27 protein-coding genes are annotated in these 24,875 nt (G+C 74.1%); 15 read left to right on the forward strand and 12 right to left on the reverse strand.

Features of this window, described 5'->3' with window-relative positions; all coding sequences use genetic code 11:
- Window positions 1–25: 25 nt before the first annotated feature.
- The gene (locus tag ACWCYY_RS05570) at window positions 26–592 is read right to left on the reverse strand and encodes a TetR/AcrR family transcriptional regulator (RefSeq protein WP_449795201.1); all 567 of its coding nucleotides are present in this window, start codon (window positions 590–592) and stop codon (window positions 26–28) included.
- A gap of 312 nt (window positions 593–904) precedes the next feature.
- On the opposite strand from ACWCYY_RS05570, the gene ACWCYY_RS05575 reads away from it, so the two are divergent.
- From ACWCYY_RS05575 to ACWCYY_RS05585, 3 genes are all read left to right on the forward strand, one after another.
- Window positions 905–2,383: an alpha/beta hydrolase gene (locus tag ACWCYY_RS05575; RefSeq protein ID WP_449795202.1), complete on the forward strand. Its 1,479-nt coding sequence runs from the start codon at window positions 905–907 to the stop codon at window positions 2,381–2,383.
- A gap of 75 nt (window positions 2,384–2,458) precedes the next feature.
- The gene (locus tag ACWCYY_RS05580; RefSeq protein ID WP_345286713.1) at window positions 2,459–2,707 is read left to right on the forward strand and encodes a hypothetical protein; all 249 of its coding nucleotides are present in this window, start codon (window positions 2,459–2,461) and stop codon (window positions 2,705–2,707) included.
- Window positions 2,708–2,757: 50 nt separating this feature from the next.
- A complete protein-coding gene (locus ACWCYY_RS05585) occupies window positions 2,758–2,928 on the forward strand; it encodes a hypothetical protein (protein WP_449795203.1) in 171 nt (56 codons plus the stop codon).
- Between the two features lie 10 nt (window positions 2,929–2,938).
- On the opposite strand, the gene ACWCYY_RS05590 is transcribed toward ACWCYY_RS05585, so the two are convergent.
- Both ACWCYY_RS05590 and ACWCYY_RS05595 read right to left on the reverse strand, forming a co-directional pair.
- Window positions 2,939–3,256 carry a cupin domain-containing protein gene (locus ACWCYY_RS05590; protein WP_449795204.1) on the reverse strand — a complete coding sequence of 106 codons (318 nt, stop codon included), beginning with the start codon at window positions 3,254–3,256 and terminating at the stop codon, window positions 2,939–2,941.
- A gap of 116 nt (window positions 3,257–3,372) precedes the next feature.
- The gene (locus ACWCYY_RS05595; RefSeq protein ID WP_449795205.1) at window positions 3,373–3,903 is read right to left on the reverse strand and encodes a DUF4240 domain-containing protein; all 531 of its coding nucleotides are present in this window, start codon (window positions 3,901–3,903) and stop codon (window positions 3,373–3,375) included.
- A 130-nt stretch (window positions 3,904–4,033) separates the two neighbouring features.
- Between ACWCYY_RS05595 and ACWCYY_RS05600 the strand changes: the two genes are divergently transcribed.
- The 5 genes from ACWCYY_RS05600 (at window position 4,034) to ACWCYY_RS05620 (ending at window position 7,494) form a co-directional block, all read left to right on the forward strand.
- Window positions 4,034–4,699, forward strand: a complete 666-nt coding sequence (locus ACWCYY_RS05600; RefSeq protein WP_449795206.1) for a class I SAM-dependent methyltransferase — start codon at window positions 4,034–4,036, stop codon at window positions 4,697–4,699.
- 31 nt (window positions 4,700–4,730) lie between these two features.
- On the forward strand, window positions 4,731–5,504 hold the full coding sequence (locus tag ACWCYY_RS05605; RefSeq protein ID WP_380148491.1) for a leucine-rich repeat domain-containing protein: 774 nt from the start codon (window positions 4,731–4,733) through the stop codon (window positions 5,502–5,504).
- 119 nt (window positions 5,505–5,623) lie between these two features.
- Window positions 5,624–6,427 carry a TauD/TfdA family dioxygenase gene (locus ACWCYY_RS05610; RefSeq protein WP_449795207.1) on the forward strand — a complete coding sequence of 268 codons (804 nt, stop codon included), beginning with the start codon at window positions 5,624–5,626 and terminating at the stop codon, window positions 6,425–6,427.
- Window positions 6,428–6,631: 204 nt separating this feature from the next.
- A complete protein-coding gene (locus ACWCYY_RS05615) occupies window positions 6,632–7,012 on the forward strand; it encodes a hypothetical protein (protein WP_380148495.1) in 381 nt (126 codons plus the stop codon).
- Between the two features lie 44 nt (window positions 7,013–7,056).
- Window positions 7,057–7,494 (forward strand): DUF6210 family protein, encoded by a 438-nt coding sequence (locus tag ACWCYY_RS05620; protein ID WP_380148497.1) that lies wholly within the window; start codon window positions 7,057–7,059, stop codon window positions 7,492–7,494.
- Between the two features lie 24 nt (window positions 7,495–7,518).
- Here the strand turns inward: ACWCYY_RS05620 and ACWCYY_RS05625 are convergent, their stop codons facing one another.
- From ACWCYY_RS05625 to ACWCYY_RS05640, 4 genes are all read right to left on the reverse strand, one after another.
- Window positions 7,519–8,382: a maleylpyruvate isomerase family mycothiol-dependent enzyme gene (locus ACWCYY_RS05625; RefSeq protein WP_449795208.1), complete on the reverse strand. Its 864-nt coding sequence runs from the start codon at window positions 8,380–8,382 to the stop codon at window positions 7,519–7,521.
- A gap of 230 nt (window positions 8,383–8,612) precedes the next feature.
- On the reverse strand, window positions 8,613–10,004 hold the full coding sequence (locus ACWCYY_RS05630) for a GNAT family N-acetyltransferase (protein ID WP_380148502.1): 1,392 nt from the start codon (window positions 10,002–10,004) through the stop codon (window positions 8,613–8,615).
- A 97-nt stretch (window positions 10,005–10,101) separates the two neighbouring features.
- Window positions 10,102–11,559, reverse strand: coding sequence for a pyridoxal phosphate-dependent decarboxylase family protein (locus tag ACWCYY_RS05635; protein ID WP_345287471.1), 1,458 nt, complete (start codon window positions 11,557–11,559; stop codon window positions 10,102–10,104).
- 285 nt (window positions 11,560–11,844) lie between these two features.
- On the reverse strand, window positions 11,845–12,948 hold the full coding sequence (locus ACWCYY_RS05640; protein ID WP_345287469.1) for a hypothetical protein: 1,104 nt from the start codon (window positions 12,946–12,948) through the stop codon (window positions 11,845–11,847).
- A gap of 296 nt (window positions 12,949–13,244) precedes the next feature.
- Here ACWCYY_RS05640 and ACWCYY_RS05645 point away from each other — a divergent pair, with 296 nt between their 5' ends.
- The 3 genes from ACWCYY_RS05645 (at window position 13,245) to ACWCYY_RS05655 (ending at window position 16,363) form a co-directional block, all read left to right on the forward strand.
- The gene (locus tag ACWCYY_RS05645) at window positions 13,245–13,520 is read left to right on the forward strand and encodes a hypothetical protein (protein ID WP_345287467.1); all 276 of its coding nucleotides are present in this window, start codon (window positions 13,245–13,247) and stop codon (window positions 13,518–13,520) included.
- A 42-nt stretch (window positions 13,521–13,562) separates the two neighbouring features.
- On the forward strand, window positions 13,563–15,389 hold the full coding sequence (gene glmS / locus ACWCYY_RS05650) for a glutamine--fructose-6-phosphate transaminase (isomerizing) (RefSeq protein WP_449795209.1): 1,827 nt from the start codon (window positions 13,563–13,565) through the stop codon (window positions 15,387–15,389).
- Window positions 15,390–15,706: 317 nt separating this feature from the next.
- Entirely contained in the window at window positions 15,707–16,363 is a 657-nt protein-coding gene (locus ACWCYY_RS05655; RefSeq protein WP_449795210.1) for an NADPH-dependent F420 reductase, read from the forward strand.
- A gap of 1 nt (window position 16,364) precedes the next feature.
- Here ACWCYY_RS05655 and ACWCYY_RS05660 read toward each other — a convergent pair whose 3' ends face one another.
- From ACWCYY_RS05660 to ACWCYY_RS05680, 5 genes are all read right to left on the reverse strand, one after another.
- Window positions 16,365–17,027: a DedA family protein gene (locus tag ACWCYY_RS05660; RefSeq protein ID WP_449795211.1), complete on the reverse strand. Its 663-nt coding sequence runs from the start codon at window positions 17,025–17,027 to the stop codon at window positions 16,365–16,367.
- Window positions 17,028–17,063: 36 nt separating this feature from the next.
- Entirely contained in the window at window positions 17,064–17,261 is a 198-nt protein-coding gene (locus ACWCYY_RS05665; RefSeq protein WP_345287459.1) for a DUF1918 domain-containing protein, read from the reverse strand.
- A gap of 75 nt (window positions 17,262–17,336) precedes the next feature.
- Window positions 17,337–18,041: a TetR family transcriptional regulator gene (locus ACWCYY_RS05670; RefSeq protein ID WP_449795212.1), complete on the reverse strand. Its 705-nt coding sequence runs from the start codon at window positions 18,039–18,041 to the stop codon at window positions 17,337–17,339.
- 87 nt (window positions 18,042–18,128) lie between these two features.
- A complete protein-coding gene (locus ACWCYY_RS05675) occupies window positions 18,129–18,791 on the reverse strand; it encodes a response regulator (RefSeq protein ID WP_449795213.1) in 663 nt (220 codons plus the stop codon).
- Window positions 18,779–20,086, reverse strand: coding sequence for a sensor histidine kinase (locus ACWCYY_RS05680; protein WP_449795214.1), 1,308 nt, complete (start codon window positions 20,084–20,086; stop codon window positions 18,779–18,781). The genes ACWCYY_RS05675 and ACWCYY_RS05680 overlap by 13 nt, the downstream gene beginning before the upstream one ends.
- Before the next feature lie 173 nt (window positions 20,087–20,259).
- Between ACWCYY_RS05680 and ACWCYY_RS05685 the strand changes: the two genes are divergently transcribed.
- The 4 genes from ACWCYY_RS05685 to ACWCYY_RS05700 all read left to right on the forward strand — a co-directional run bounded on the left by ACWCYY_RS05685 (window position 20,260) and on the right by ACWCYY_RS05700 (window position 24,868).
- Entirely contained in the window at window positions 20,260–21,540 is a 1,281-nt protein-coding gene (locus ACWCYY_RS05685) for a glycosyltransferase 87 family protein (RefSeq protein ID WP_449795215.1), read from the forward strand.
- 41 nt (window positions 21,541–21,581) lie between these two features.
- Window positions 21,582–22,754, forward strand: a complete 1,173-nt coding sequence (locus ACWCYY_RS05690; RefSeq protein WP_449795216.1) for a glycosyltransferase family 4 protein — start codon at window positions 21,582–21,584, stop codon at window positions 22,752–22,754.
- Window positions 22,755–22,878: 124 nt separating this feature from the next.
- A complete protein-coding gene (locus tag ACWCYY_RS05695) occupies window positions 22,879–24,222 on the forward strand; it encodes a GH1 family beta-glucosidase (RefSeq protein WP_449795217.1) in 1,344 nt (447 codons plus the stop codon).
- Window positions 24,223–24,367: 145 nt separating this feature from the next.
- Window positions 24,368–24,868: a hypothetical protein gene (locus tag ACWCYY_RS05700; protein WP_380148510.1), complete on the forward strand. Its 501-nt coding sequence runs from the start codon at window positions 24,368–24,370 to the stop codon at window positions 24,866–24,868.
- Window positions 24,869–24,875 lie beyond the last annotated feature (7 nt).

The raw sequence follows: 24,875 nt of genomic DNA on the forward strand, positions 1-24,875 counted from the left end.
GGTCCGTCAGGACCGCCCGCTGCTCTCAGTAGTGCGTGATCCCCGCGCTGAGCGTGCGGGTCCACGGCGCGTCCACCGACTCGACGTCGAGCGAGACGATGAGGTGGCAGAGCATGCCCACCGCGAAGAACTCCTGCACCTGCCGCTCGTCCCCGCCGGAGGCGCCCCGTACGTACTCCACCACCCGGGCGTACCCCGCCCGGACCGCGTCGCGGACGGCCGGCACCGAGACGGCGGCCGCCTGGGCGTGCAACTGGACCAGGAGCAGGTCGTTGTCGCTGATCAGCTTGGCGTACGCGTCCCCCATCGAGGCGAGGACCGCCTCCGCCGCGCTGCCCTTCGCCTCGGCCGCGCCGCGTTCGAGTGCGGCGCGGACCTGGACGAAGCAGTGCTCGACCACGGCGGCGAACAGTGCCTCCTTGCTCGGGAACAGCCGGTACACGTACGCCTGGGAGATCCCGGCGGCCTTGGCGACCTCGGTGGTCGTGGTGCCGAAGTACCCCCGGGCCGCGAAGGCGCCGATGGCGGTGCGGAGCACCGTCTCGCGGCGTTCGTCGGCGGTGGAGAGTTGGCGTTGGCGTCCCGTCTGCATATGAGTAATAAACCACTCACACTTCTGGTCCGTCAACCCCCTCGGGGCGGTGGGCCTCGGCGGAGGCGTCCACCGAGGCCGGCGGCCGGCCAGGTGCTGATGTTCCCTCAGCTCCGTTCGGCGTGCCCGAGGTTGGCGCTGCCCTGGCGGACCGGGGCGTCAGGGTCGCGCGGCGCGTTCCCGTAGGGGGTGGCGCGTCCCGCTCCTCCATGAGTTGGATCATGAAGCCATCCCGACGTCGTACGGGGAGGGGGCGTGGCGGATCGGAGACTGATGGACATCCGAGGTACTGATACCGCACAGGGGGCCGGCATGGTTCTGCGAGATGGACGCACTGTTTCCGCACTGACGGTGGGCGCGGTGGCGGCGTTGATGGCCGGGCTCACCCCGGCGGCCGCAGTCGCGGCGGAGGGCTCGGTGGAGGGGTACGGCAAGCAGCAACTCCGCTGGGAGCGCTGTGACGTCAACGGAGACGCGCGGCTGGAGTGCACCGAGGTCAGGGTGCCGCTGGACTACGCGGACCCCGGCGGCCGGACCATCGGCATCGCGGTGTCGCGGGTCAGGGCGGGCGACCCCGCGAAGCGGCGCGGCGTGCTGCTGATGAACCCGGGCGGACCGGGCGGCCCCGGGCTGACCCTGCCCGTGGACATCGAACCGGTGCTGTCGGCGGAGGTGCGGGACCGCTACGACCTGATCGGGTTCGACCCGCGCGGGGTCGGGCAGAGCTCGCCGGTCGGCTGCGGCCTGACGGCGGACGAGATGACGGTCCACCACCCGTACTCGGCGGCGACCTTCGAGAAGGACGTGGCCCGGGCGCGGTCGGTCGCCGAGAAGTGCTGGTCCAAGTCGGCGGACCTGCTGCCGCACCTCACCACCCGCAACACCGCCCGGGACATGGACGTGGTGCGGGCGGCCCTGGGGGAGCGGAGGATCTCCTACCTCGGCCACTCCTACGGCACCTACCTGGGCGCCGTCTACACGCAGCTGTTCCCCCGGCGGGCGGACCGCTTCGTGCTCGACAGCGCCCTCGACCCGGCCCTCGCCTGGCGGGGTACCTTCCGCGGCTGGTCGGAGGGCGCCGAACTGGCCTTCACCCGCTGGACGGAGTGGGCGGCGGCGCGGAACTCCGCGTACGGGCTGGGAGCGACGGCCGCCGAAGTCCGCGCGGGCTTCTGGGAGTTGGTCGCGCGGGCCGACCGCACGCCGATCACGGTCGGCGGTGAGACGCTGAGCGGTGACGCGATCCGGCTGCGGTACGAGGGCTTCGTCCACGTCGAGACCGTCACGCCATGGGTCGTCGCGCTGAAGACGGCGGCTGCGGGCGGATCGGCCGGTGCCGCTGGTGCCCCCGCCGTGGCCGTCGAGGCTCCGTCGGACAACGCGGTCGCCGCAGCCTGGGCCGTCTTCTGCGGCGACACCCGGAGCTGGCCGCGCGACCCCGAGCAGTACCGCCGGGACGCGATCCGGGACCGGGCCACCCGTCCGCTGGCCGGCGACCTGGCCGCCAACATCCAGCCGTGCGCCTTCTGGAAGTCGGCCGCCCGAGAGCCCGCCACGGTGGTGGACAACGAGGTCAACGCCCTGATCGTGCAGAACGAGTGGGACCCCAAGACGACGCTCGCCATGGCCCGGGGCATGCGGCGCGCCCTGCACGGCGCCCGGATGGTCACGGTCGCCGGCGGCGAGGGCCACGGCGTGGTGGTGGCCGGCCCGTCCTGCGCCGACGGCCCCGTCAATCGCTACCTCACCACGGGCCGCCTCCCCGCGAAGGACCTCACCTGCGGCGGCTAGTGTCCTACTTTCGTCGAGCGGGTTCGAGACTCACGGAGGATGCCCGACTCGCGCGGGCCCGGCTAGCGTCGTGGCATGAGCTCCTCCTCCGGCACGTCGAAGAACCCGCCGCTCACCTCCGTCGCCAACCTGCTCGCCTTCGTCCTCCTGGTCGGCGGCGCCTCCGGGCTGCTGCACGAGCTGTTCGGCTGGATCCACTTCCTGGGCTTCACCCGCTTCCTGGTCCCCTCGGGGTGGGAGGTCTTCGGCTACGTGGTGATGATGGCGGTCGGCCTGGCCGTCGGCGGAGCCGGCGAGCGCTACGCGAAGCGCCACAAGGGCTGACCGCGTCGGACTCCTGGTCGGCGGGTGGCCTGCCGTGACAGGCTGCGGGCATGTCGGAGGCGGAGGCGCGGCCCGTTCGCCGCAGGGTGAGGTTGATCGGCTTCTGGGGCACGGCGGGGAGCGACCACCTCCCCCACCCCGCCGCACTGGTCGACCCTGGGTGGGACGAGTCCGAACGCCACCAGGTGGCCGGCTACCTGGAGAACGCGGCCAGGACGTAGCCGGCCCGGTTCAATCGGCGGGGTCCTCCTCCGGGACCTCGACGATGAGGAGGGTGCCGTGGCTGCCGGGGCGGACGGCGTGTCCGGTGTGCGCGGGTACGTGGTACAACTCGCCTGCGACGAGGGTGAGTTCGGTGCCGGCGACGAGGAGTTCGAGGCGACCCTCGATGACCAGGAGGACCTCCGGGGTGGGGTGGCTCTCAAGAGGGAGGGCGCGGCCGTCCATGTGCAGGAGCTTGACGGTGGCGGTGCCGACCTCCGCGAGGACGCGGGAGCTCCAGGCAGCGGGGAGCTGAGCGGCGGCGGCGGGAAGGTCGACGAGGTTCACGGCACGTCCTTTCGGCAGGCGGCCCGGCCAGGGGCGGGCGCCTGTGGTGGTGTTCGGTGGATGCCTTGGAAACTACCGGGCGCGCGGCGTGCGTTGGTCGACCGTTTGGTAAAGCTTCAGAGGTAGAGGGCCGCGAGGCGGGGCAGGCGCCGCGCCATCTCCGCGTCGTCGTCGAAGTCGAAGTCCTCGCCCATGTCGGGCGGGGTGGCGGCGGCGGGACGCGCGGCGGCGCGGTAGAAGGCGTCGCGGTCACCGGTGAGGCGGGTCCAGGCCTCGGCGGGCGCGTAGAGCACGCCCTCCTGGAAGAGGTCGTCGCAGTCCGCGTCGGGCGCGTCGGCGAGGACCACGGGGTGGTCGGCCAGGGCGTCGGGCGAGGCGGCGGCCCGCTCGTACCAGTCCCGGCCGAGGGCGATCAGCCCTGCCCGGAAGTCCATGAAGCTGTCGTCGGAGCAGCCGCCGTGCAGCAGGTAGGCGGCGGCCCACACGTCCCAGCGGTACACCGCCTCGCGCAGGCGGTCGAGATGCCCCTGGAACGCGACCACCTCCTCCGGCGAACGCTTCGTCAGTTCGCCCACCAGTGCCTCGTCCACCGGCCCGGGCTGCCGCCGGGCCGTCTCCACGATCTGCCAGAACTCGTCGATCTCCATACCGGGAGACCCTGGCATCCGCCGGTGACAATCGTCGGCTGGAGGCAGGGGAAGTCGGAGGGGCCGGACGCTTCCGCGGGTGGGGCGACGGCTTCCGGAAATGTCAGGGGCGGCTGGGAGGATGCCGGACATGGACGACCGTAGCTCCGCCATCGCCGGGTACTGGAATGCCGCCGCACCGACCTTCGACGACGAGCCCGACCACGGTCTGACGGCCACTCACACCCGGCTGGCCTGGGCGCGGTCACTGGACTCCTGGCTCCCGTCCGGGGCACCGCTCGACGTGCTGGACCTCGGCTGCGGGACGGGATCGTTGTCGCTGCTGCTCGCGGAGGCCGGCCACCGCGTGACGGGCGTCGACCTGGCGCCGGCCATGGTCGAGCGGGCGCGCGGGAAGCTGGCCGCGGCCAGTCGTCCGGCCCGCTTCCTGGTCGGGGACGCGTCGGCGCCGCCGACCGGGGACGAGCGGTTCGACGTACTGCTCTCGCGCCACCTGCTCTGGACGCTGCCCGACCCCGAGGCCGCGCTGCGCGAGTGGGTCGGGCGGCTGCGGCCCGGCGGGCAGTTGGTGTTGGTGGAGGGTCGGTGGCGCGAGTCGGGGCCGGAGGCGGAAGCGGAGCCGTACGTGGCCGGCGCGGAACTGCTCCCCTGGCAGGGCGGGATCGGCGCGGACGGCCTGACGGCGGCGGTCCGGCCGCTGGTCACCGAGCTGCGGGTCGACCACCTCAGCGCCGTACCGGAGTTGTGGGGCGGCCCGGTCCACGACGAGCGGTACGTCCTGGTGGCCCGGGTCTGAGGGGTCTCGCCGCGGTCCGTAGGGTGGCGTCATGCCAAGTGGAGCGAGCTGGATGCGGTGGACGGGCGGGGCGGACCGGGGAGCGGCCCAGGAGGTCTGCCGGTGCTTCAGCCGGACGGCCCGGTACCCGCGGGCCCGGGTGGGTTTCCACCGTGAGCGGCAGGACCTCTCGGCGCCCGGGTGGCTGCGGCTGCTGGAGCTGGTGGACGAGGCGGTTGAGGACGGGCGCGAGGAGTTCCGGCCGTTGGCGGAGCTGAGCCCGGAGGAGCGGCGGCAGGTCGTCACCCTGCCGCCGAGCATCGCCGGTCTGACCTCCGTCCGGCACCTCGTGCTCTACGGCAGCAACCTGGTCCGCCTCCCGCCGGAGATCGGCGCGATGACCGCGCTGGAGGAGTTCACCCCGTACACCTCGGGCCGGCTGCACTGGTTCCCGTACGAGATCACCCGCTGCACGCGGCTGGTGCGCAGCACGGTGAGCACGCGTGCACTGTTCGGCAACCACAAGTTCCGTCCGCCGTTCCCCCGGCTGCGGCCGGTCCGGGACTCCGTCGGAGTGGACCTGACCGACCTCGATCCCAAGCGGTGGGGGCCGACGGCCGTCCACGGCTGCAGCGTCTGCGACCGGCCGATCGCCGGGGGCGGGCTGCACCAGGTGTGGTTGACGCTCCAAGTGGCCACGGACGCACTGCCGTTGCTGGTCAACGCCTGCTCGGCGGCGTGCGTCGCGGCACTGCCGCCGGCCGCCGAGGGATACGCACCCGGCCCGCACGCGGGGGGCCGCGTGGACCTCCCGGCCGATGGGTAGGGCGGTTTCCGGTCGTATCCGTCCGACGGGGCGTCAGGACGGGTGACCGGCGCGGCGCGGGGGCCTAACCTCGCGGTGTCGTCGGGCCCGGCCCGGGGTGGCCGGGGGAGGGGGGATTGATGGAGCTGCTGACCGCAGTGGCGGGGTCCTCGGTGTGGCGAGGTGCACAGCTGGACGAGCGGGACTGGGCGGTAGCGGCCGACTGTCCGGTGTCCGAGCTCGCCGAGCGGCTCCGGCGCGGGCCGGGGTTGGCCGTGGTCCGGGGGATCGGGCTGGACGGGCTGACGGACGGCGAGTGCGTACGGGTCGCCCGGCGGTACCTGGCGGGGCTCGGTACGGTGCGGCCGGAGGACCCGGCACGGCCGGCCGACAGCCTGGTGGTCGCGGGCGCGGCACGCGACGAGGCCGGGCTCGACCTCCACACGGACCGGGCGATGTACCCGGGGCCGCCGCGGCTGCTGGGCCTGCTGTGCGTACGGCCGGCGGCGACCGGCGGTGAGTCGCTCCTGGTCAGCGGACACGCCGTCCACGACGCGCTGCTCGCCTCCCGACCGAGGGCGCTCGCGCCGCTCTACGCGGACTTCCACTTCGGCGACGGCCCGGACTTCGCCCGCACCTACCCCGTCTTCCGGCGCCGGGACGGACGTCTGGACGTGCAGTACAACCGCTACTGGATCGGACGGGGTCATGCCGAGCGCGGGCTCCCCCTGACGGGCGCTCAGCTGTCCGCCCTGGACGCCTTCGAGGAGGTCCTCGCCGAGCCGGGCCTCGCCCTACGGGTGCCGCTGCGCCGGGGCGACCTGCTGCTCGTCGACAACATGGCGGTGCTGCACGGCCGGACGGCCTTCACCGACCCGCCGGAGCCGGAGCCGGAGCCGGAGCCGGGGGAGGGGCGCTGCCTGGTCCGGGTGTGGGCGGACTAGGGTCTCCCGCAGCGCGGGCGGGCCGCCGGGAGGGGAGACGTGACGGCGAACGCCCCGGGCCCGGCCGGGTGAAGCGCCGCGACTTCGGCCTCATCGCGCTGGTGGCGCCAGCGCTCCATGAGCTGCTGCGGAGTGTTCCTCGAGCAGGGCGTCGGCCGGGCAATCCCGGTGCGCCGTGCGGCGGTCCGGGCCTACGATCACCGGGTGACGAGTACGGGGTGGCGCGTGGCGGCCGGTGTGGTGGCTTCGGGGGCGTTCTTCTGGGCGGTGGCCGGGACGGTCGACGTGGGCCTGGTGCACAGAGGGCGCGGCTACTCCGTGCCGGACGGCGGTGGCTGGTACACCTTCGCGCTGTTCGCCGGTTTCGTCACCGCCTACTTCTGCGTGGCCTCGCTCGTCGACACCACCGCCGAGCGCCACGCCGCCCTGGTCCCGGCCGCCGGGGCCTTCTTCGGCGCGGTCTGCTGCCTGCTGATGGGCCAACAGGTCCGCCACTGGGTCGCGGCCGCCGTCCTGGCCGCGGTCGGGTCCGCCCTGCCGGTGGTCGTCGCCCGGCTGCGGAGCCGCGCGCGCCGGTTCGTGTGAGGGGTGCCGACGTGGCCCGCCCGGCGCACCGGCAGGATGCCGCCATGGACCGCCGCCGCCTCCACGTCGACCTCGACCACGTCGAAGCCCTCGCACACGACTGGCTCTACGTGGTGATCGAGGCCCCCACGGGCGTGGTCTACGAGCTCCAGTACGCAGGAACGCTGTGCCGCCGGGCGGGAATCGAGGGCCACCTCGTCCCGACGGAGTCGACGGTGGGCCACGCCGCGCTGATCGACCTGTTCGTCGACCGGCTGGGCGGCGTGGGGACCCCGATGGACGCCGTCCCGCAGCACCTCGACGCCCTGCGCGCCGCGGTGGAGCACATCGTCCTCCCCGTCGGTACCTCGTCGGACGGCCTCGGCCCGACCCTCAGCCGCATCGGCGTCGACGAGACGCGGCTGGCGGAGGCCACCGAGGCACACGTCCCGGTGACCACCGAGTTCGGCCCCGGCGTGCTGGTCTGGTCGAACTCGGACTGAGTGCCCTCGGCCGTATGCGCCCGCTCAGGGGGTGGCGACCAGCTTGCTGAGGCTGGTGGCCAGCCAGGGCTTGCGACCGCCGGCGCGCATCCTGCCGAGGGCGATGGCCTTCCACATCGGGGCGCGCTTGAAGGAGACCAGCAGGAAGGTGACCGGGTCGGCGGTGATCCGGCAGTCGTGGGGGCGGGTGGGGGTGTCGTCGCGGGTGACGGTCATGGTGCCGTCGTCCACCACCACGGAGAGGCGGAGTCCGCCGTCGAAGGCGAGGTCGAAGGAGCGCCGGACGCCGCGGGAGCGGGTGGTGTCCAGGGCGAGCGGCATCATGGTGGGGATCGCCTGACCGAGCACCAGGGAGGCCTCGTCCTGGGTGATGGGCCAGGCGTCGCCGGTGCCGCGGGCGATGTCGAGGCCGTGGAGCAGGGTCTCGCTGAGCACCAGCCCCGTGGCGGCGGCGACGGTGAGCGAGCGCTCGGGGCCGTACCAGGGGGTGGCGACCGGGTCCTCGGGGTCCAGGCCGGCGGTGGCCCCGAGGAAGGTGGCGGCCCGTTCGCTGATGAACTCGCCGATGCGGGACCGCTGTTCGCCGTCGAAGAGGGCGATGGCCTTGGCGTTGACGGCGGCGATCCGTTCGGCCAGCAGGCCGTCCTCGCCGCTAGGCAGGATGCCGGACCAGTCGACCGGCTCGTCGGTGACGGCGGAGGAGTAGGCGAGGTGTACGGCGGCCAGGTGGGCGGCGGTGTCACCCACGGTCCAGCTCGGAAGTCCGGACGGAGCGTCCAAGTCCTGTGTGCCGGAGAGGAGTTGTCCGAGTCGGGTGACGGCGCCGACGAGTGCGGCGCGAGTCCGCTCGTGCTCGCGGACGGCATCGGAACGTACGACGGCACCCATGCCGGCCCCCAGGTTCTCGAACGGACCCCGAACCTTACCGGCGGGTAGCCTGCTCGCGGTAGGGCTGTCCACGGTGGGCCGCGGCCGGCTCTCCCCGGCCCGTTCTCCGAGCGCTCCGTTCTTCCGTCGGGCCGCCCCGGCGCGGTCCGGTCCGCAGCATCACCTGACGCACCTTCCGGGACCGGCGCGACCCGCGCACGGGGCATCGCCGGGTCCCGGACGGCGCGGTGTCAGCGGGTGGGCCAGGGGGCGGGGAGGGGTTCGGTGGCCTGGGTGAGGTGGGCGGTGATGACGAGGGTGGCGTCCTCGACCTGGTAGTCGAGGGGGGCGGAGAGGCGGCGCATGGTGGAGATGAGGCCGGTGTTGGCGGCGTGGGTGACGGCGTAGACGGTGGGGACGCCGGCCTCGAGGGCGAGGGCGGCCATCCGGCGGAGCAGGTCGACGCCGAGGCCGCGGCGCTGCCAGGCGTCCTCGACCAGCAGGGCGACCTCCGCGCCCTCGTCGTCCCACATCAGGTGGGCGAGGGCGACGATCCGGCCGTCGGGGGCCTCGGCGACCAGGGTCTGGCCGTGCCGGGGGTCGAGCAGGTGGTCGAGGTAGCGGTCGGCGTCGCGGACGGGGCCGTGGTAGCGCTTGCGGAGGGTGTCGGGGGAGCAGCGGGCGTGCATGGCCAGGGCTTCGGCCTTGTCGGAGGTGTCGGCCCGGCGGACGGTGAGGTCGGTGCCGGCGGGCAGCCGCAGGCGGGCCTTGACCTGGGGGACCCGGGGGCCGAGCAGGGAGTCCAGCTCGACCAGGGCCTGGGCCCGGGCGAACTCGGTGGGGGTGAACGGCAGGTGCGGGCGGCTGAGTTCGATCAGGTCGCCGGAGGGCACGGGCAGCCGCATCAGGTGGCCGTCCATCCCGGCCGCCGCGGCGGCCCCGCCGCCCGGGAACTGCCGGATCGTGCACCGGCCGAACAACTTGCGCAGCGCGACCGGGAGTTCGGCCGCGTCCAGCGCAGTGCGGGTGGCCAGGGCGAGCACGTGGGTGGGCTCGTCCACCAGGTCGTGGGCGTCGGCCCGGTCGGTCCAGATGTCGGTGCCGCCGCCGGCCGCGACGGCCCGGGCGAGCTCGGTGCGGCCGAGCGGCAGCGGGGCGCGGACCAGGAACTCGTCCACCGCGCCCGCGGGCAGCGGGTGGGTCTGCATCGAGACGATGGAGACCTGCCGGCCGGCCAGTTCGGTGCAGATCCGGGCCAGGCTGCCGGGGGAGTCGGAGACGGTGGCGCGCAGCCGCCAGAGCGCGGTGGGCACGTGCTCGTCCAGCGGGCCGGTCACCGGGGCCGCCTCGGGGCCGCCCGGGGGTGCGGTGGGGTCGGGGCCGGGCGGTCCGTGCGGATGCCGGTGTGCCCACCATGCGTGGAACACCGCCGTGGCGACCAGGGCGAGGGCCGAGAGGACCAGCAGCAGCGGTCCGTCGTGGCCGTGCACGACCGTGTTGGCGACCAGGTCGGCGGCCGCCACCGCGACGAAGACGGCGGCGAGCTCGGTGGTGGAGTGGCGCCAGCGGTGGTTGCGGGCGCTGCGCCGCTGCGCCCGGGAGGGGGCGGCGGGCTGCTGGGCGAGGTGAGAGGTGCTGTCCATGGAAACATGGTGCTCTGCCGGTGTTTCACGATCACGAATCCCCCGTGACCTGTTGGTTAATCTCTGCGGAGGGCATTCGAACGGTCCTTGGGCCGCTTCAGGAAGCGGACGGACGGTCCGTCAGTTCGCGCGCTGCGGCGCGGACTTCGGCCAGCAGCAGCTCCAGGTCGGCCTCCGTGGTGGCCGGGTTCAGCAGACAGGCCCGGAGGATCTCGCGGCCGCGGTGGACGGCGCCGGTGACGAAGGCCCGGCCGCGTGCCTGGACGGCGGCGGGGAGGTCGTGGTTGACGGCGTCGCCGCCGGTGTGGCGGAAGGCGACGATCGAGGTGTGGACCGGGGCGGTCAGCTCCAGCTCCGGGTCGGCCTCGACCAACGCGCCGAGGTGGCGGGCGAGTTCGGTGGTGCGGGCGATGTCGGCGGAGAGGCCGGCCCGGCCCTTGTGGGCGATGGTGGCCCAGACCTTGAGCGAGCGGAACGGGCGGGTCTGCTCCATGCCGTACTCGGAGAACCAGCCGAAGTCCCCGGCCGCCGCGTCCCGCAGGTAGGAGGGGACGAGGGAGAAGGAGTCGCGCAGCGCGTCGGCGTCGCGCACCAGTGCGCAGCCGCAGTCCACCGGCACGCCCAGCCACTTGTGCGGGTCCAGGGCGAGCGAGTCGGCCCGGTGCATGCCCGCGTAGCGGTCGGCGATCACCGGGTCCAGCACGCCCCAGGCGCCGTACGCGCCGTCCACGTGCAGCCACAGGCCCTCGGCCTCGGCCACGTCGGCGATCGGGTCGAAGGCGTCCACCGCGCCGGTGCCCACCGTCCCGGCGGAGGCGACCACCAGGAAGGGGAGCAGCCCGGCGGCCCGGTCGGCGGCCACCGCCTCGGACAGGGCGGCCGGGTCGAGCCGGCCGTCGGAGTCCTCGGCGACGGTCCGCAGGTGGCGGCTGCCCAGGCCCAGCAGCTCGACGGCCTTGCGGACGCAGGAGTGCGTCTCGGCGGTGGCGTAGGCGATCAGCGGGGGCAGGCCGGACAGGCCGTCGGCCCGCAGGTCGTGCCCGGCCCGGACGGCGGCCCGGTGCCGGGCGGCGGCCAGGCAGAGGATGGTGGCCATCGAGGTGCCGGAGGTGAGGATGCCGCCCGGGGTGCCCTTGGCGGCGGAGGGGACGGCGGCGGGGAAGCCGACCAGCTCGGCGATCCAGCGCACCACCGCGCGCTCCAGGTGCACGTCGGCGTGGTCGCCGCCGGCCGAGCTGGGGTTGGTCGCGGCGGCGGCCAGGGTGGCCAGCACGCCGGCGGGGGCGGGCGCGGAGTTGACCCAGCCGAAGAAGGCGGGGTGCCCGTTGCCCATCGGGGCGCTGAGCACCTGACGCTCGATCACCTTGAGCAGCCCGTCCAGCGGGGTGCCGTCCTCGGGCAGCGGGAGTTCCAGCAGGGCCCGCCGGTCGGCCTCGGCCATCGGCTGCCAGACGGGGCCGTCGGCCACCCCGGCGAGGTGGTCGGCGGCCAGGTCGGCGACGGCCCGGGCGGCGCTGCGGAAGTCCTCGTGCGAGGTGGAAGGGGTGGTGCTCATGCTGGCGCTCCATCAGACGGCTGTGGAGGGACGGCTTCCTCGACGTACCCGGTGCGCTCGATCGTACGCGGCGCCCGGTCGCCCGGTCCCCGCCGTCCGGCGGGTGGACACCGCGCGCGCCGCGTGGTGCCAGGTCGCCCCGGGGGCGCGGGGAACTGCGCGGAACGGAAGGCGGCCCAGCGCTGGATCGGGGCAGGCGAGCCGGTTCCACGTCCTGCCGTTCCCCAGCGCGCAGTTCCCCGCGCCCCCGGGGTGACCACGACCGGACCCGGGTGTCGGCCGGCCTCAGTCCAGGGTGCTGGAGAGGCCGCCGGCGGAGCGGCAGTAGCCCTGGATCTCCTTGTTGGTGATCTTCGAGCAGAGCCGGGCGCCGGCGCCGGACTCGGTGTAGTTGACGGTGTAGTAGCTCATCAGGCCCTGGGTGCAGGCCTTGCGCTGCCAGCCGTCGGCGGCGGTGGCGCACTGGTTGGCCGCCCAGTCCTCGCGGTCCAGGTTGTACTTCATGGTCCGCGAGCCGACCCCGCGCGAGCAGTCCTGGGCGCCGCCGGAGGCGACCCCGTTGAGGCACCACTTGAGCGCGTCGGCGAAGACGCCGGGGTTGTTGGCGTAGTCGTGCGAGGAGAGGTAGAAGGTCGGCGCGTAGAAGAAGCAGGCCGACTGGAAGAGCGAGGGCTGGTCCTTGCAGGGGTAGAGCGGGTCCTTGGCGAGGGCGGCCGGGTCGAGGTTGGCCTTGGCCTTCTCGTCCTCCTCGTCGGGGCCGAACAGCTGCATGAAGAGGCCCTCGGAGCAGGTGATCTTCCGGCTGTCGGTGGGGAACTTGTTGCACAGCGCGCGGGCCTTGGCCACGTCCTGCTTGGCGACGAACATCGTGCCGTGGCCGACGCCGTGGATGCACGGGCCCTTGTTGGCCGGGGCGCAGAGCTTGAGCAGGTCCTCCTCCGGGTTGGCGGAGGCGTTCAGCATCTCCTCCACCGCGCCGTGCAGGTAGCCGGCCGCGCAGGTCTCGTGCGGGAAGGAGATGACCTTCTGGAAGTCGGCGTTGAAGCGCTTGACCGCGGAGTGGCCGAGCTCGTGGGCGATCGGGTGGCAGAAGCGCACCGTGTAGGGGAGCTTCTTGGTGATCGCGTCCAGGTCCGCCAGGGCCTGGCCCGGGTCGGTGGCGTCCATCTTCGCCATCAGCTTGTTGCGCAGGGTGGAGCGGGTCCACACCGCCGGGTCCCCGGAGGGGGAGGGCGAGGCGCCGGCCGGGACGATCGCCGCCTGCTGGGTGGCCGGGGCGGCGGCCGCGGTCTTCGGCGCCGGTGGCGTCCACTCGGTCACGGCCACCGAGCCGAGGCCGAGCGCGCCCAGCAGGAAGGCGGTGATGATCGCGAAGAGTCGCGGCTGCATGTGCTTCGGTCCCCCGGCGGTCGCTACGGACGGTGGCGGTTCCCATCCTGGCTGTTCTCGACCGAAACGGAGCGTTTCTGACGGCCATTCGGGAGTGTCGGCTCGGCCGACTGGTCAACGAGGGACGGGCCCCCCGGTCACCGGAGCCACAGGCTCTCACAGCTTCTCCTCATCCGGTCGGCCGACCCCGTGGTACGGACCAATACGGCCCCGTTGCGTCGGAAGAGGGGGATCCCTGCCCGATTTCGGGCACGATTATTGGATTGGACGACCGAGAACGCATAGGCTCCCCTCTCGTGTCCGCCTCACCGCACCCTCATGAAGACCTGCTCGTCCACCTCACCCGGACCACCCCACTGGGACCGGGCGAGGCCGTACGGGTGGTCGCGGAGGTGCTCGCGTACTTCTCGGAGACCACCGAGGAGTACGTCCGCCGCCGTCACGGTGAGCTGCAGGCACGAGGACTGACCAACGAGAGGATCTTCGACCGGCTGACCGGAGAGCTCGCCGCGCGCCGGGTCGCGGCGCCCGAGCTGTCCGTGCGTCAGCTGCGCCGGATCGTCTACGGCTGACGCCGCCTCAGGGGGCGGCGGGATCAGAGGAGTTACCACCACATGTGCGGAATCGTCGCCTACATCGGCCCGAAGGACGCCACCGCCTTCCTGCTGGAGGGCCTGCAGCGCCTGGAGTACCGGGGGTACGACTCGGCGGGCATCGCCGTCACCGGCAAGACCGGCGGCCTGAAGGTCTGCAAGACCAAGGGCCGGGTGGCCGACCTGGCCGCCGCCGTCCCGGCCCGCTTCAAGGGCACCACCGGCATCGGGCACACCCGCTGGGCCACCCACGGCGTGCCGAGCGACGCCAACGCCCACCCGCACCTGGACAACGCCGAGCGGATCGCCGTGGTCCACAACGGCATCATCGAGAACGCCGAGGAGCTGCGCGCCAAGCTGACCGCCGACGGCGCCGTCTTCCGCTCCGAGACCGACACCGAGACCCTCTCGCACCTGATCGCCGCCCACCTGGGCGATGGCGTCGACCTGGAGGAGGCCGTCCGTTCGGCCCTCAAGAAGGTCGTCGGCACCTACGGCATCGCCGTGCTCGACGCCACCCAGCCCGACCGGATCGTGGTCGCCCGCAACGGCAGCCCGATCGTGCTCGGCCTCGGCGAGAAGGAGATGTTCGTCGCCTCCGACGTGGCGGCCCTGGTCCGCTACACCCGCCAGGTGGTCCACCTGGAGGACGGCGAGCTGGCCGTGGTCAAGGCCGACGGCTTCCGCACCTTCACCGAGGACGCCCGCACGGTGACCCGTCAGCCCTCCACCGTGGACTGGGAGATCGACTCCTACGACACCGCCGGGCACGAGCACTACCTCCACAAGGAGATCCACGAGCAGCCCGCCTCGGTCGAGCGCACCCTCGGCGGCCGCCTCGACGAGCGCTTCGCCACCGCCCACCTCGGCGGCCTCAACCTGGACGCCCGCGTGCTGCGCGAGATCCGCCGGGTGAAGATCCTCGGCTGCGGCTCGGCCTACTACGCCGGCGAGATGGGCGCCCAACTGATCGAGGAGCTGGCCCGCATCCCCGCCCACAGCGAGCCCGCCTCCGAGTTCCGCTACCGCAACCCGGTGATCGAGGCCGACACCCTCTACGTCGCGGTCAGCCAGTCCGGCGAGACCTACGACACCCTGGCCGCCGTCCAGGAGATCAAGCGCAAGGGCGGCCGGGTGCTCGGCGTCGTCAACACGGTGGGCAGCGCCATCGCCCGCGAGGTCGACGGCGGCATCTACCTGCACGCCGGCCCGGAGATCTCGGTCGCCTCGACCAAGGCCTTCACCTCCACGGTGATCGCCTTCGCCCTGCTGGCCCTGCACTTCGGCCGCATCCACGACCTCTCGCCGGCCGACGGCCGCCGGATCGTGGCGGGCCTCAAGGCGCTGCCCGACCAGATCCGGGAGATCCTCGCCGAGGAGGAGAAGATCGCCGCGCTGGCCGAGGAGTACGCCAAGCACGAGGGCATGATGTTCATCGGCCGGGTGCGGGGCTTCCCCGTGGCGCGGGAGGGTGCGCAGAAGCTGAAGGAGATCAGCTACGTGCACGCCGAGGCGTACCCCGCCAGCGAGTTGAAGCACGGACCGCTCGCGCTGATCAACCCGGAGCTGCCGACCGTCGCCCTGGTGCCGGACGACGAGCTGCTGGACAAGAACCTCACCACCCTCGGCGAGATCAAGGCCCGCTCCGGCCGGGTGCTGGCGGTGGCCCACCGCGAGGTGGACGCCAAGCTGGCGGACCACACGGTGATCGTGCCGCGGTCCGAGCCCGAGCTCGACCCGCTGCTGCTGAACATCCCGCTCCAGCTGCTGGCGTACTACGCGGCCGTGGCACTCGGCCGGGATGTGGACAAGCCGCGCAACCTCGCCAAGAGCGTCACCGTCGAGTAGGAGGGGTCGCCTCCGGCGGGGGTCCCCGGGACGGGGGAGGGGAGGGGCGGCCGTGGCACTCGGCCGGGACGTGGACAAGCCGCGCAACCTGGCGAAGAGCGTCACCGTCGAGTAGTCCTGGTCGTACGGGACCGACTTAACGGAGCGCGTGTCGTTCCGCGGTGGACTTCCCGGCCCGGTGGGGGTGCGAATGCCGCTCCCCGCCGGGCCGGAGGCACACCGGTCCGTCACTCTCCGCTCGCCCGGCGGCCACGCTGTGCCGATGTGCGCTCGGTAGGGTGTGGGCCCACAGCCGGTTGAGGGACGGGAGTCGTGTGATGCGGGTCGGGATCATCGGTACGGGCATGGTCGGTCGTGCGCTGGGCGGGAAGCTGGTGGAGCTCGGGCACGAGGTGATGCTCGGCTCGCGCACCGAGCAGAACCCGACCGCCGTCGCCTGGGCCCAGCAGGCGGGCGAGAAGGGCAGCCACGGCACCTTCGCCGAGGCGGCCGCCTTCGGCGAGCTGCTGGTCGTCGCGGTCTCCGGTGTGGTGGCGGTCAAGGCGCTGGCGACGGCCGGCGACGAGAACCTGACCGGCAAGGTGCTGATCGACGTCTCCAACCCGCTGGTCTTCTCGCCGCTCGGCGAGGTCAGCCTGGAGCCGGTGAACGTGGACAGCATCGGCGAGCAGATCCAGCGGGACTTCCCGCAGGCCCGGGTGGTCAAGGCGCTCAACACGCTCAACTGCGACGTGATGGTGGACCCGAGCCGGGTGCCGGGCGACCACCAGCTCTTCATCGCGGGCAACGACGATGCCGCCAAGGCCGACGTGACCGAGCTGCTGCACTCCTTCGGCTGGCCCAAGGGCGCGGTGCTGGACCTCGGCGACATCACGGCCTCGCGCGGGCTGGAGATGCTGATGCCGTTCTGGCTGCGGCTGATGAACCACTACGGCCACGCCGACTTCAACTACTCGATCCGCTCGGCCCGCTGACCTACCGTCCGGCGGACTTCCGCGCGTCCTGACGGCGCGCCAGGTGCCGCCGCCGGAGCCGGTACCCCACCAGCCCGGCGGCGGCCACGCCGGCCGCGACGAGCAGGACCAGCTGGTAGCGGGCCAGCTGGCGGTAGATCGGCCCGATGTTGTCCCCGGCCAGGTAGCCGGCCGAGGCCCAGACGCCCACCCAGAGCAGCGCGCCCAGCACGTTGGCGGGCATGAAGCGCCGCCAGGACATCCCGGTGGTGCCGGCCACGATGCCGTTGGTCTGGCGCAGCACGTCCACGAAGCGGGCGACGGTGACCACCTTGCCGCCGTGCCGGGTGAAGAAGTGCTCCCCGCGTTCCATCCGCTCCGGGGTGAGCAGCACGTACCGGCCCCAGCGCTCGATCAGCCGGTGCCCGCCGGTGCGGCCGATCAGGTAGCCGAGGCTGTCGCCCGCGACGGCCGCCAGCACGGCGACGGTGACCACTCCCGCGATGCTCAGGCGACCGGCCCCCGCGTACACCGCCGCCAGCACCAGCACGGTCTGGCCGGGCACCGGGACGCCGCAGTTGTCCAGGAAGACCAGCAGCCCCACCGCCGGGTAGCCGTAGCTGTCCAGCAGTGGGGCGAGCGAGTCGAGCGGGGCGGGGAGGTCGGCGGGCGGGGTGTCCGTCATGGTGCTCCGGTGGCCGGGGGCGGGGGCGGTGTCCGTTCAGTGGGCGGCCTGCTGACGCTCGATCACGGTGCAGTCGGAGCCCGGGTAGACCAGGGCCTCGTGTCCGTCCTCGAAGTGCACCAGGTACGGCGGTTCGCCCTGGGTGCCGCGCACCTCGAGGATCTCACCCTCCCGGTCCTTCATCCCGACCGCCCTGCCGTGCATCACCAGGTGGTCGCCTGCGGTCGCGTGCATGGTCCGGCTCCTTCCACTGTGCTGGCGGGTCCCGTCTCCACTGTGCGGCGGGCGCGGGGAGGCCGCAACGGCCGGTCAGGACGCCTGGTGGTCGGTGAGGTAGCAGCGGAGCAGGCGCTCGCACTCGGCGATCAGCGCGGGGTCGCCGTGCGGGTCGGTCCGGAAGGCCAGCTTGAGCACCGCGTCCGCGCACTCCAGCGCGACCCGCAGTGCCAGCGGGTGCCCGGGGCCGGCGAACAGGCCGCCGCCGAGGGCCTGGAGGCGCTGGGCGACGGCGGCGTTGTTGTCGAGCTCGGTGTCCAGCAGGTGCTGGTCGTCCACCCCGCCCTCCTCCTCGGCGGCGGCGCCCTCCGCCCCGGCGGTCAGCACCTCGACCAGCCCGAAGTCCAGCTGGCCGAAGCCGGGCACGGCGCGCTTCATCGCGACGAACTCGGCCACCGCCAGGTGGACGAAGCCCGGCACGCCGGGCGGGGCCTCGGCCCGCAGGCGCCCGCCGAGGCGGTCCAGGTAGAGGTCGAGGTTCCGGGAGGCCAGCGCGGAGAGCAGGCTCTCCTTGCCGGAGAAGAACTGGTAGAGCGTGCCGATCGGCACGCCGGCCCGCAGCGCGGTCTCCTTGGTCGTCAGCGCACCAGGGCCGACTTCGTCCAGCAGCTCGGCGCAGGCGTCGAGCAGGCGCTCGTAGCGCTCCTGGCTGCGCTGCTGCACCGGCCGCCGCCGGGGCGGGACGGGGGCGCCCGGCAGGCTGGTGCTCGGGCCGGGGCCGTCCGTCTCCTGCTTCATGGGCCCACTCTGCCGCATCCGGAACGCGGTGCGCCAATCTCCAACGCGAGTCGCGCTCATGTTGTCCGCCGGGCTGACGGCCCGTCATCAGGCCTGGGTGCCGCGCAGGTGGGCCAGGACGGCGAGCACCCGGCGGTTGCCCTCCTCCGGGTCCAGGTCCAGCTTCATGAAGATGTTGCCGGAGTGCTTGACCACCGAGGCCTCGGTGACGCACAGCCTGGCCGCGATCGACTGGTTGTTCCAGCCCTCCGCCATCAGGGCCAGCACCTCGCGCTCGCGCGGGGTGAGCCGGCCGAGCGGGCGGGCCGCCGTCCGGTGGGCCAGCAGCACCCGCACCACCTCGGGGTCGATGACGGTCTGCCCGTCGGCGACCCGGCGCAGCGTGTCCAGGAACTCGGCCACCTCGCCGACCCGGTCCTTGAGCACGTACCCGAGCCCGCCCCCGCCGCCCGGTGCGCCGCCGAGCAGCTGGGCGGCGTAGGCGGTCGCCACGTACTGGGAGAGCACCAGGACGGGCAACTCCGTTCGACGGGAGCGCAGTTCGAGCGCTGCCCGGAGGCCCTCGTCCCGGAAGTCCGGCGGCATCCGGACATCGGTGAGGACGAGGTCGGGGCGGTGCTCCTCCACGGCCGCGGCCAGCGCCCGGGCGTCGCCGACGGCGGCCACCACCCGGTGGCCGCTGCGGTCGAGGATCTCGGTCAGCCCGGCCCGGAGCAGGACGGCGTCCTCGGCCAGCACTATCCGGAGCACGGTACCTCCACCCGGACGAGGGTCGGGCCGCCGGCCGGGCTGGAGACCAGCAGCCGGCCGCGCAGCACCGCCAGACGGTCCGCCAGGCCGGACAGGCCGGTGCCGGCCTCGGGATCGGCGCCGCCCCGTCCGTCGTCGGTGATCAGCAGGACGAGCCGGTCGTCCGCCAGGGTGCCGGTGACGCCGACCTCGGCCGCGCCGCTGTGCTTGGCCGCGTTGGCCAGGGCCTCCGTCACGGTGAAGTACGCCGTGGCCTCCACCAACGGCGGTAGCCTGCGCGGCAGTTCGATCTCCACCCGGACCGGGACCGGCGAGCGCTCGGCCACCTCGGCCACCGCGGCGGCCAGCCCGTGGTCGGTCAGCACCCGCGGGTGGATGCCGCGCACCAGCTCGCGCAGCTGCTCCAGTGCCCGGCGGGCCTCGGCGCGGCCCCGGGCGACCAGTGCGGCCGCCTCGGGGGCCGCGGCGCCGAGCTCCAGCTCGGCGAGGCCCAGCGTCATGGTGAGCGCCACCAGCTGCTGCTGGGCGCCGTCGTGCAGGTCCCGTTCGATCCGCCGCCGCTCGGCCTCGAAGGCGTCGGCCAGCCGGGCCCGCGAACGGGTCAGCTCGACCACCCGGTGCCGGTCCCGGTCGTCGGGCGCGGCGGCCAACAGGGCGGTGGCCACCCACACCTGGCCCGCCGTCAGCCAGGCAGCGGCGTACGCCGACAGTGCCACCCCGGCCAGACCGGCCAGGCTGAACGGCAGCGCGGAGAACGGCCCCGGCACGGCCCGGCCCGGGATCAGCATCACCGTCTCCGGGGCCAGCGCCCACACCACCACCGGGGAGACCACCAGGGCGCAGCAGAAGGCCAGCAGCGCCAGGACCCCCAGCCCGGCACCGGGGAAGACCACCGCCAGCAGCGCCGCGTAACCGCACTCGCGCCAGGTGGCCCGCTCCGTCAGCCGGTGCCGCAGCAGGCCGCGGCCCGTGGGCGCGGGCCCGTGCGGATCGGCGAGCGGGTCGGGCTGCACCAGTCGCAGGCGGCGCCGCTCCACCCGGGCGACCCCGACGGCGAGCAGCGGGACGCCGGCCAGCACCAGCAGGCCGACCCCCGCCACCGAGAGCAGGATCCCGACGGCCAGCAGGACCGCCAGGGCCACCAGCAGCCCGAGGCCGAATAGCGTGCCGCCCAGCAGGTGCAGCCAGCAGCGCGGCGGCCAGGCGGAGAACAGGAACTCCGCCGGCCGCCGTCCGAGCGCCCGGCGGACGGTGCTCGCGGGCGGCGCCGGGTCGGCCTGGTGCGGGAGGGACATCCGGGCCCTTTCTGTCGGGATTTCTTGATCATCAAGCACCCTAACCCGAGCCGACGGCCGCTGTCGGTAGGGAAAACCCGACCTCCGGCCCTCGACCCAGACCCCCTGACGGGGAGGGGGCGCGCGGCTGGAATGGAGCCGTGCCGAAACGACTGTTCACACCATCGATCACCTTGCCGGACCGAGGAGTTGGGACTGCCTGGTGGCTCGCCGCCGCCGGCTACGCGGTGGCGCTCGCCGCGCTGTCCGGGCTGACGCCGCACCGGGTCTGGGGCGGCTGCGCCGCCGTCGGCTACCTGGCGGCCGCCGCCCTCGCGGGACGGTCGCGCGGCCGGGCCGCGGCGCTGCCGGCGGCCCTGGCGGGGAGTGTCCTGCTGCCGCTCGTGGTGCTGCTGACGAACGGTCAGGCACAGAGCGAGGTCGGGGTGGTCGCACGCTCCGCCGAGGTCCTGCTGCGCACCGGGACCCCGTACCTGGCCGAACCGCAGGGGGTGGACGACTACAACCCCTACCTGCCCGGCATGGCGCTGTTCGGACTGCCCGCCCGGCTGCTCGGCGACGGTCCGGGCGTGCTCCCGGTGCTCGGGGACCCCCGGCTGTGGTGCGCCGCCGCGTTCGTGTTCTGCCTCGTCTGCGCGTCGGCCCTGGTGCGGCGCGGCGGCCGGCCGGCGGGGGCGGGGGCCGAAGCCGGGCGGGTGGTCGGGCACCTGGTGGCCTCCCCGCCGGTGGCGCTCCCGCTCTGCGTGAGCGGCGTGGACCTGCCGCTCACCGGGCTGCTCGTCCTCGCGCTCGCCCTCGCGGCCCGGCGGCGGCCGGTCGCCACCGGGCTGGTGCTGGCCGCCGCCTGCTCGCTCAAGTGGACCGCGCTGCCCGCCGTCGCGGTGGCGGCCGCCCTGCTGACGGTTGGTCAGGCGGCGGATCGGTCGGCGGATCGGTCTTCGGGTCGGGCGTCCGGCGGAGGGCGGCGTCCCGCCGCGCGGTGCCTGGCGGCGTGGGCGGCCGGGACCTCGGTGCTGGTGCTGCCCGCCCTGGTGGCCGTGCCCGGCCGGCTGGTCGAGCAGGTGCTGCTCTTCCCCACCGGCCGGGGCGCCGTCCCGACCCCGGCCGCTAGCCCCTTGCCCGGACGGCTGCTGGCCGAGCTCGGGCCGGTCGGCCAGTACACCGCCGCCCTGCTGCTGTGCGCCGGAGCGGCCGTGGTCGCGGCCTCGCTCCTGGTGCGCCCGCCCCGGACGCTGCTCGCCGCCGCGGACCGGCTCGCGCTCGGACTGACCGTCGCCTTCCTGCTCGCGCCGGCCGGCCGGTTCGGCTACCTCGCGCTGCCGCTGCTGCTCGCGCTCTGGGCCCGGCTCGCCGCTCCGGCGGACAGCTCCGCGCCCACCGCCGCGCCCGTCGCCTCGGCCGCGCCCGTCGCTTCGGCCGGCCCGGCTCTGCGGGCCCGCCCGCTCGCCTCCTGAGTCCCCGTCAGCCACCGCAGAAACCCCGAGAGGTCACCACCGTGGGCACCACCCTCGTCATCACCAACGACTTCCCGCCCCGCCAGGGCGGCATCGAGACCTTCGTGCACGCCATGGCCACCCGGCTCCCGGGTCACGACGTGGTCGTCTACACCTCGGCCGAGCCGGGCGCCGCCGACTTCGACGCCACCCTGCCGTTCCCGGTGGTCCGCGCCCGCGCCCGTACCCTGCTCCCCACCCGACGGGTCACCGACCGCGCCGTCCGACTGGTTCGCGAACACGGCTGCGACCGGGTGTGGTTCGGCGCGGCGGCCCCGCTCGCCGCGATGGCCCCCGCGCTGCGCGAGGCGGGCGTCGAACGGATCGTGGCCACCACCCACGGCCACGAGATCTGGTGGGCCCGGGTGCCCGGCGCGCGCAGGCTGCTGCGCCGGGTGGGGGAGAGCGCCGACGTGGTCACCCACCTCGGCGAGTACACCCGGGCCCGGATCGGCCCGGCGCTGGGCCCGCGCGCCCGGCTCAGCCGACTGGTGCCCGGCGTGGACGCGGAGGTGTTCCGCCCGGGGGCGACGGCGGACCTGGGCCGGGCGGTCCGCGACCGGCACCGGCTGCACGGCCGCCCGGTGGTGCTGTGCGTGGCCCGGCTGGTGCCCCGGAAGGGGCAGGACGTGCTGATCCGCGCGCTGCCGCTGATCCGCCGTGCGGTGCCGGAGGCCGTCCTGCTGATCGTCGGTCAGGGGCCGGACGAGCGGCGGCTGCGCGGGCTGGCCGCCGGGCTGCCCGAGGGCTCGGTGGTCTTCGCCGGCGGACGCGGCCACGCGGAGACCCCCGCCTACTACGCGGCGGCCGACGTCTTCGCGCTGCCCTGCCGCACCCGCCGGGCCGGGCTGGAGGCGGAGGGGCTGGGCATCGTCTACCTGGAGGCCGCCGCCAGCGGCCTGCCGGTGGTCGCGGGGGACTCCGGCGGGGCCCCGGACGCGGTGCTCGACGGCTTCACCGGTCTGGTCATCGACGGCCGGGACGTGGCTGCCGTCGCCCTGGCGGTCATCCGGTTGCTGCGCACGCCGGAGGGCGCCGCGATGGGCCGCGAGGGCCGGGCCTGGGCCGAGCGGGCGTGGGCCTGGGAGGGCTCCGCCGCGCACCTCGACGCGCTGCTCGCGCCCGGGCCGGCGCCGTCGGGGCCGTCTGAGCCGTCGGGGTCATCGTGGCCGTAGGCGGGCCGACCCGGCGGCACCGGTGGATCGGCCGTGCCCGGCTCTGGCCCTCGGCGGGTGGATCTCCCTAACATGAGCACCCCTCGCGTTTTCGGAACCATGCTCGTCCTGCGGAAGGAATCCCATGACGGACCGTCACGACCTGCCCCCCGGTTTCCGCTGGGGCGTGGCCACCGCCGCCTACCAGATCGAGGGCGCCGCCCGGGAGGACGGCCGGGGGCCGTCGATCTGGGACACCTTCACCGCGCGCGAGGGCACCGTCCGGGACGGCCACACCGGCGACACCGCCTGCGACCACTACCACCGCTGGCCCGAGGACGTCGCGCTGATGCGCGGGCTCGGGGTGGACGCGTACCGCTTCTCCATCGCCTGGCCGCGCGTCCAGCCCACCGGCCAGGGGGCGGTGAACGGCGCCGGGCTGGCGTTCTACGACCGGCTGGTCGACGCGCTGCTGGACGCCGGGATCGAGCCGCTGCCCACCCTCTTCCACTGGGACCTGCCGCAGGCCCTGGAGGACGGCGGCGGCTGGCTGGAGCGGGACACCGCGTACCGCTTCGCCGAGTACGCCGCCGTGGTCGCCGACCGTCTCGGCGACCGGGTGCGCAGCTGGATCACCCTCAACGAACCCTTCGTGCACATGGTCTACGGCTACGCCCTCGGCAACCACGCCCCGGGGCGGGCCCTCCTGCTGGACGCCCTGCCGGTGGCCCACCACCAGCTCCTCGGCCACGGGCTGGCCGCCGCCGAACTCCGGGCCCGGGGCGGGGCGGTGCTGATCACCAACAACCTCACCCCCGTCCGTCCCGCCTCCGGCTCGGCGGAGGACCTGGCGGCCGCCGAGGCCTATGACACCCTGCACAACCGGCTCTTCAACGACCCTGTCCTGCTAGGGAGTTACCCCGACCTCTCGGCCTTCGGCGTGTCCGCCGACCTCGGCGGAGCGGTCCGCGACGGCGACCTCGAACTGATCGCCGCCCCGCTGGACGGACTGGGCGTCAACTACTACAACCCGACCCTGATCACCGCTCCCGCCGACCCCGGCCTCCCGTTCGCCGACGCCCCGATCGAGGGCGTCCCGCGCACCGCCTTCGGCTGGCCGGTGGTCCCCGACGGCCTGCGCGAACTCCTGGTCGGCCTGCGCGGGCGCTACGGCGCCGCCCTGCCCCCGGTCACCATCACCGAGAACGGCTGCTCCTACCCCGAGGACCTCGACGACCAGGACCGCATCTCGTACCTCTCCACCCACCTCGACGCCCTCGCGGCCGCCGCCGCCGAAGGCGTCGACGTCCGCGGCTACTTCACCTGGTCCCTGCTCGACAACTTCGAATGGGCCGAGGGCTACCACCAGCGCTTCGGCCTGGTGCACGTCGACTTCGACTCCCAGAAGCGCACCCCCCGCGCCTCCTACGCCTGGTACCGCGACCTGATCGCCCGTCACCACACCCTGCACGCGCGCCGGGTGCACTGATGCGCGGATCCGTTCGGCGCGGGACGTGGGCCGCCGGCCTCGCCCGCGTCGATCGGACGGCCGGGGCGTGGGAAGATCGGTTCACCGACGGCATCCGTACCGGAGCGGTCGGCAGAGCCGTCCGAACCGTGATCGAGGAGCAGCTGTGACCGAGCAGCCCGGCCCGCAGCAGCGCATCGCCGAGGTCATCCGCCCGGCCATGCTCGACGGCCTGCAGGACGCCCACCTGACCGGCAGGCCGGGCACCGAGCTCATCAACCAGTGGGCCGACTGGATCGCCGCGGTCGTCGCCGGGCAGGTGGTGCAGTCGATCGCGGCCGAACGCGACGCCTTCGCGGACCGGGTGGACACCCTCAGCCAGGTCGCGAGGCGCAACCTGGAGGGGCAGAAGGACGCCGCCCGGGAGGTGCGGCGACTCGAGGCCCGGGTCGCCGAGCTGGAGGCGGAGCTGACGCGGCTGCGCGAACCCGGAGCGGTGGTCCCCGGCCCGGAGGTGGTGCCCGACGCGGGATCCGCGGCCGACGAGCCCGCCGGGTCGCTCCGGGACCGGCTCCGCGCCAAGTACCCCGCGACGGCGGAGGCCCTGGACCGCCGGGACGCCGAGGGCCGCACGAGCGACCCGGACGAACCGAACGACCTGCCATGAACCCGGA

The sequence above is a fragment of the Kitasatospora sp. NPDC001664 genome (genome assembly GCF_053596675.1).

Bases quoted from the DNA above. Each gene is read 5' to 3' on its own strand.
- ACWCYY_RS05625 (WP_449795208.1), bottom strand. From the start codon at position 8,382: ATGGGTGCCGTCGTACGTTCCGATGCCGTCCGCGAGCACGAGCGGACT.
- ACWCYY_RS05595 (WP_449795205.1), bottom strand. From the start codon at position 3,903: ATGGAGATCGACGAGTTCTGGCAGATCGTGGAGACGGCCCGGCGGCAG.
- glmS (WP_449795209.1), top strand. From the start codon at position 13,563: ATGTGCGGAATCGTCGCCTACATCGGCCCGAAGGACGCCACCGCCTTC.
- ACWCYY_RS05610 (WP_449795207.1), top strand. From the start codon at position 5,624: ATGGAGCTGCTGACCGCAGTGGCGGGGTCCTCGGTGTGGCGAGGTGCA.
- ACWCYY_RS05575 (WP_449795202.1), top strand. From the start codon at position 905: ATGGTTCTGCGAGATGGACGCACTGTTTCCGCACTGACGGTGGGCGCG.
- ACWCYY_RS05580 (WP_345286713.1), top strand. From the start codon at position 2,459: ATGAGCTCCTCCTCCGGCACGTCGAAGAACCCGCCGCTCACCTCCGTC.
- ACWCYY_RS05670 (WP_449795212.1), bottom strand. From the start codon at position 18,041: ATGAAGCAGGAGACGGACGGCCCCGGCCCGAGCACCAGCCTGCCGGGC.
- ACWCYY_RS05570 (WP_449795201.1), bottom strand. From the start codon at position 592: ATGCAGACGGGACGCCAACGCCAACTCTCCACCGCCGACGAACGCCGC.
- ACWCYY_RS05655 (WP_449795210.1), top strand. From the start codon at position 15,707: ATGCGGGTCGGGATCATCGGTACGGGCATGGTCGGTCGTGCGCTGGGC.
- ACWCYY_RS05585 (WP_449795203.1), top strand. From the start codon at position 2,758: ATGTCGGAGGCGGAGGCGCGGCCCGTTCGCCGCAGGGTGAGGTTGATC.
- ACWCYY_RS05660 (WP_449795211.1), bottom strand. From the start codon at position 17,027: ATGACGGACACCCCGCCCGCCGACCTCCCCGCCCCGCTCGACTCGCTC.
- ACWCYY_RS05635 (WP_345287471.1), bottom strand. From the start codon at position 11,559: ATGAGCACCACCCCTTCCACCTCGCACGAGGACTTCCGCAGCGCCGCC.
- ACWCYY_RS05620 (WP_380148497.1), top strand. From the start codon at position 7,057: ATGGACCGCCGCCGCCTCCACGTCGACCTCGACCACGTCGAAGCCCTC.
- ACWCYY_RS05665 (WP_345287459.1), bottom strand. From the start codon at position 17,261: ATGCACGCGACCGCAGGCGACCACCTGGTGATGCACGGCAGGGCGGTC.
- ACWCYY_RS05630 (WP_380148502.1), bottom strand. From the start codon at position 10,004: ATGGACAGCACCTCTCACCTCGCCCAGCAGCCCGCCGCCCCCTCCCGG.
- ACWCYY_RS05605 (WP_380148491.1), top strand. From the start codon at position 4,731: ATGCCAAGTGGAGCGAGCTGGATGCGGTGGACGGGCGGGGCGGACCGG.
- ACWCYY_RS05600 (WP_449795206.1), top strand. From the start codon at position 4,034: ATGGACGACCGTAGCTCCGCCATCGCCGGGTACTGGAATGCCGCCGCA.
- ACWCYY_RS05640 (WP_345287469.1), bottom strand. From the start codon at position 12,948: ATGCAGCCGCGACTCTTCGCGATCATCACCGCCTTCCTGCTGGGCGCG.
- ACWCYY_RS05680 (WP_449795214.1), bottom strand. From the start codon at position 20,086: ATGTCCCTCCCGCACCAGGCCGACCCGGCGCCGCCCGCGAGCACCGTC.
- ACWCYY_RS05695 (WP_449795217.1), top strand. From the start codon at position 22,879: ATGACGGACCGTCACGACCTGCCCCCCGGTTTCCGCTGGGGCGTGGCC.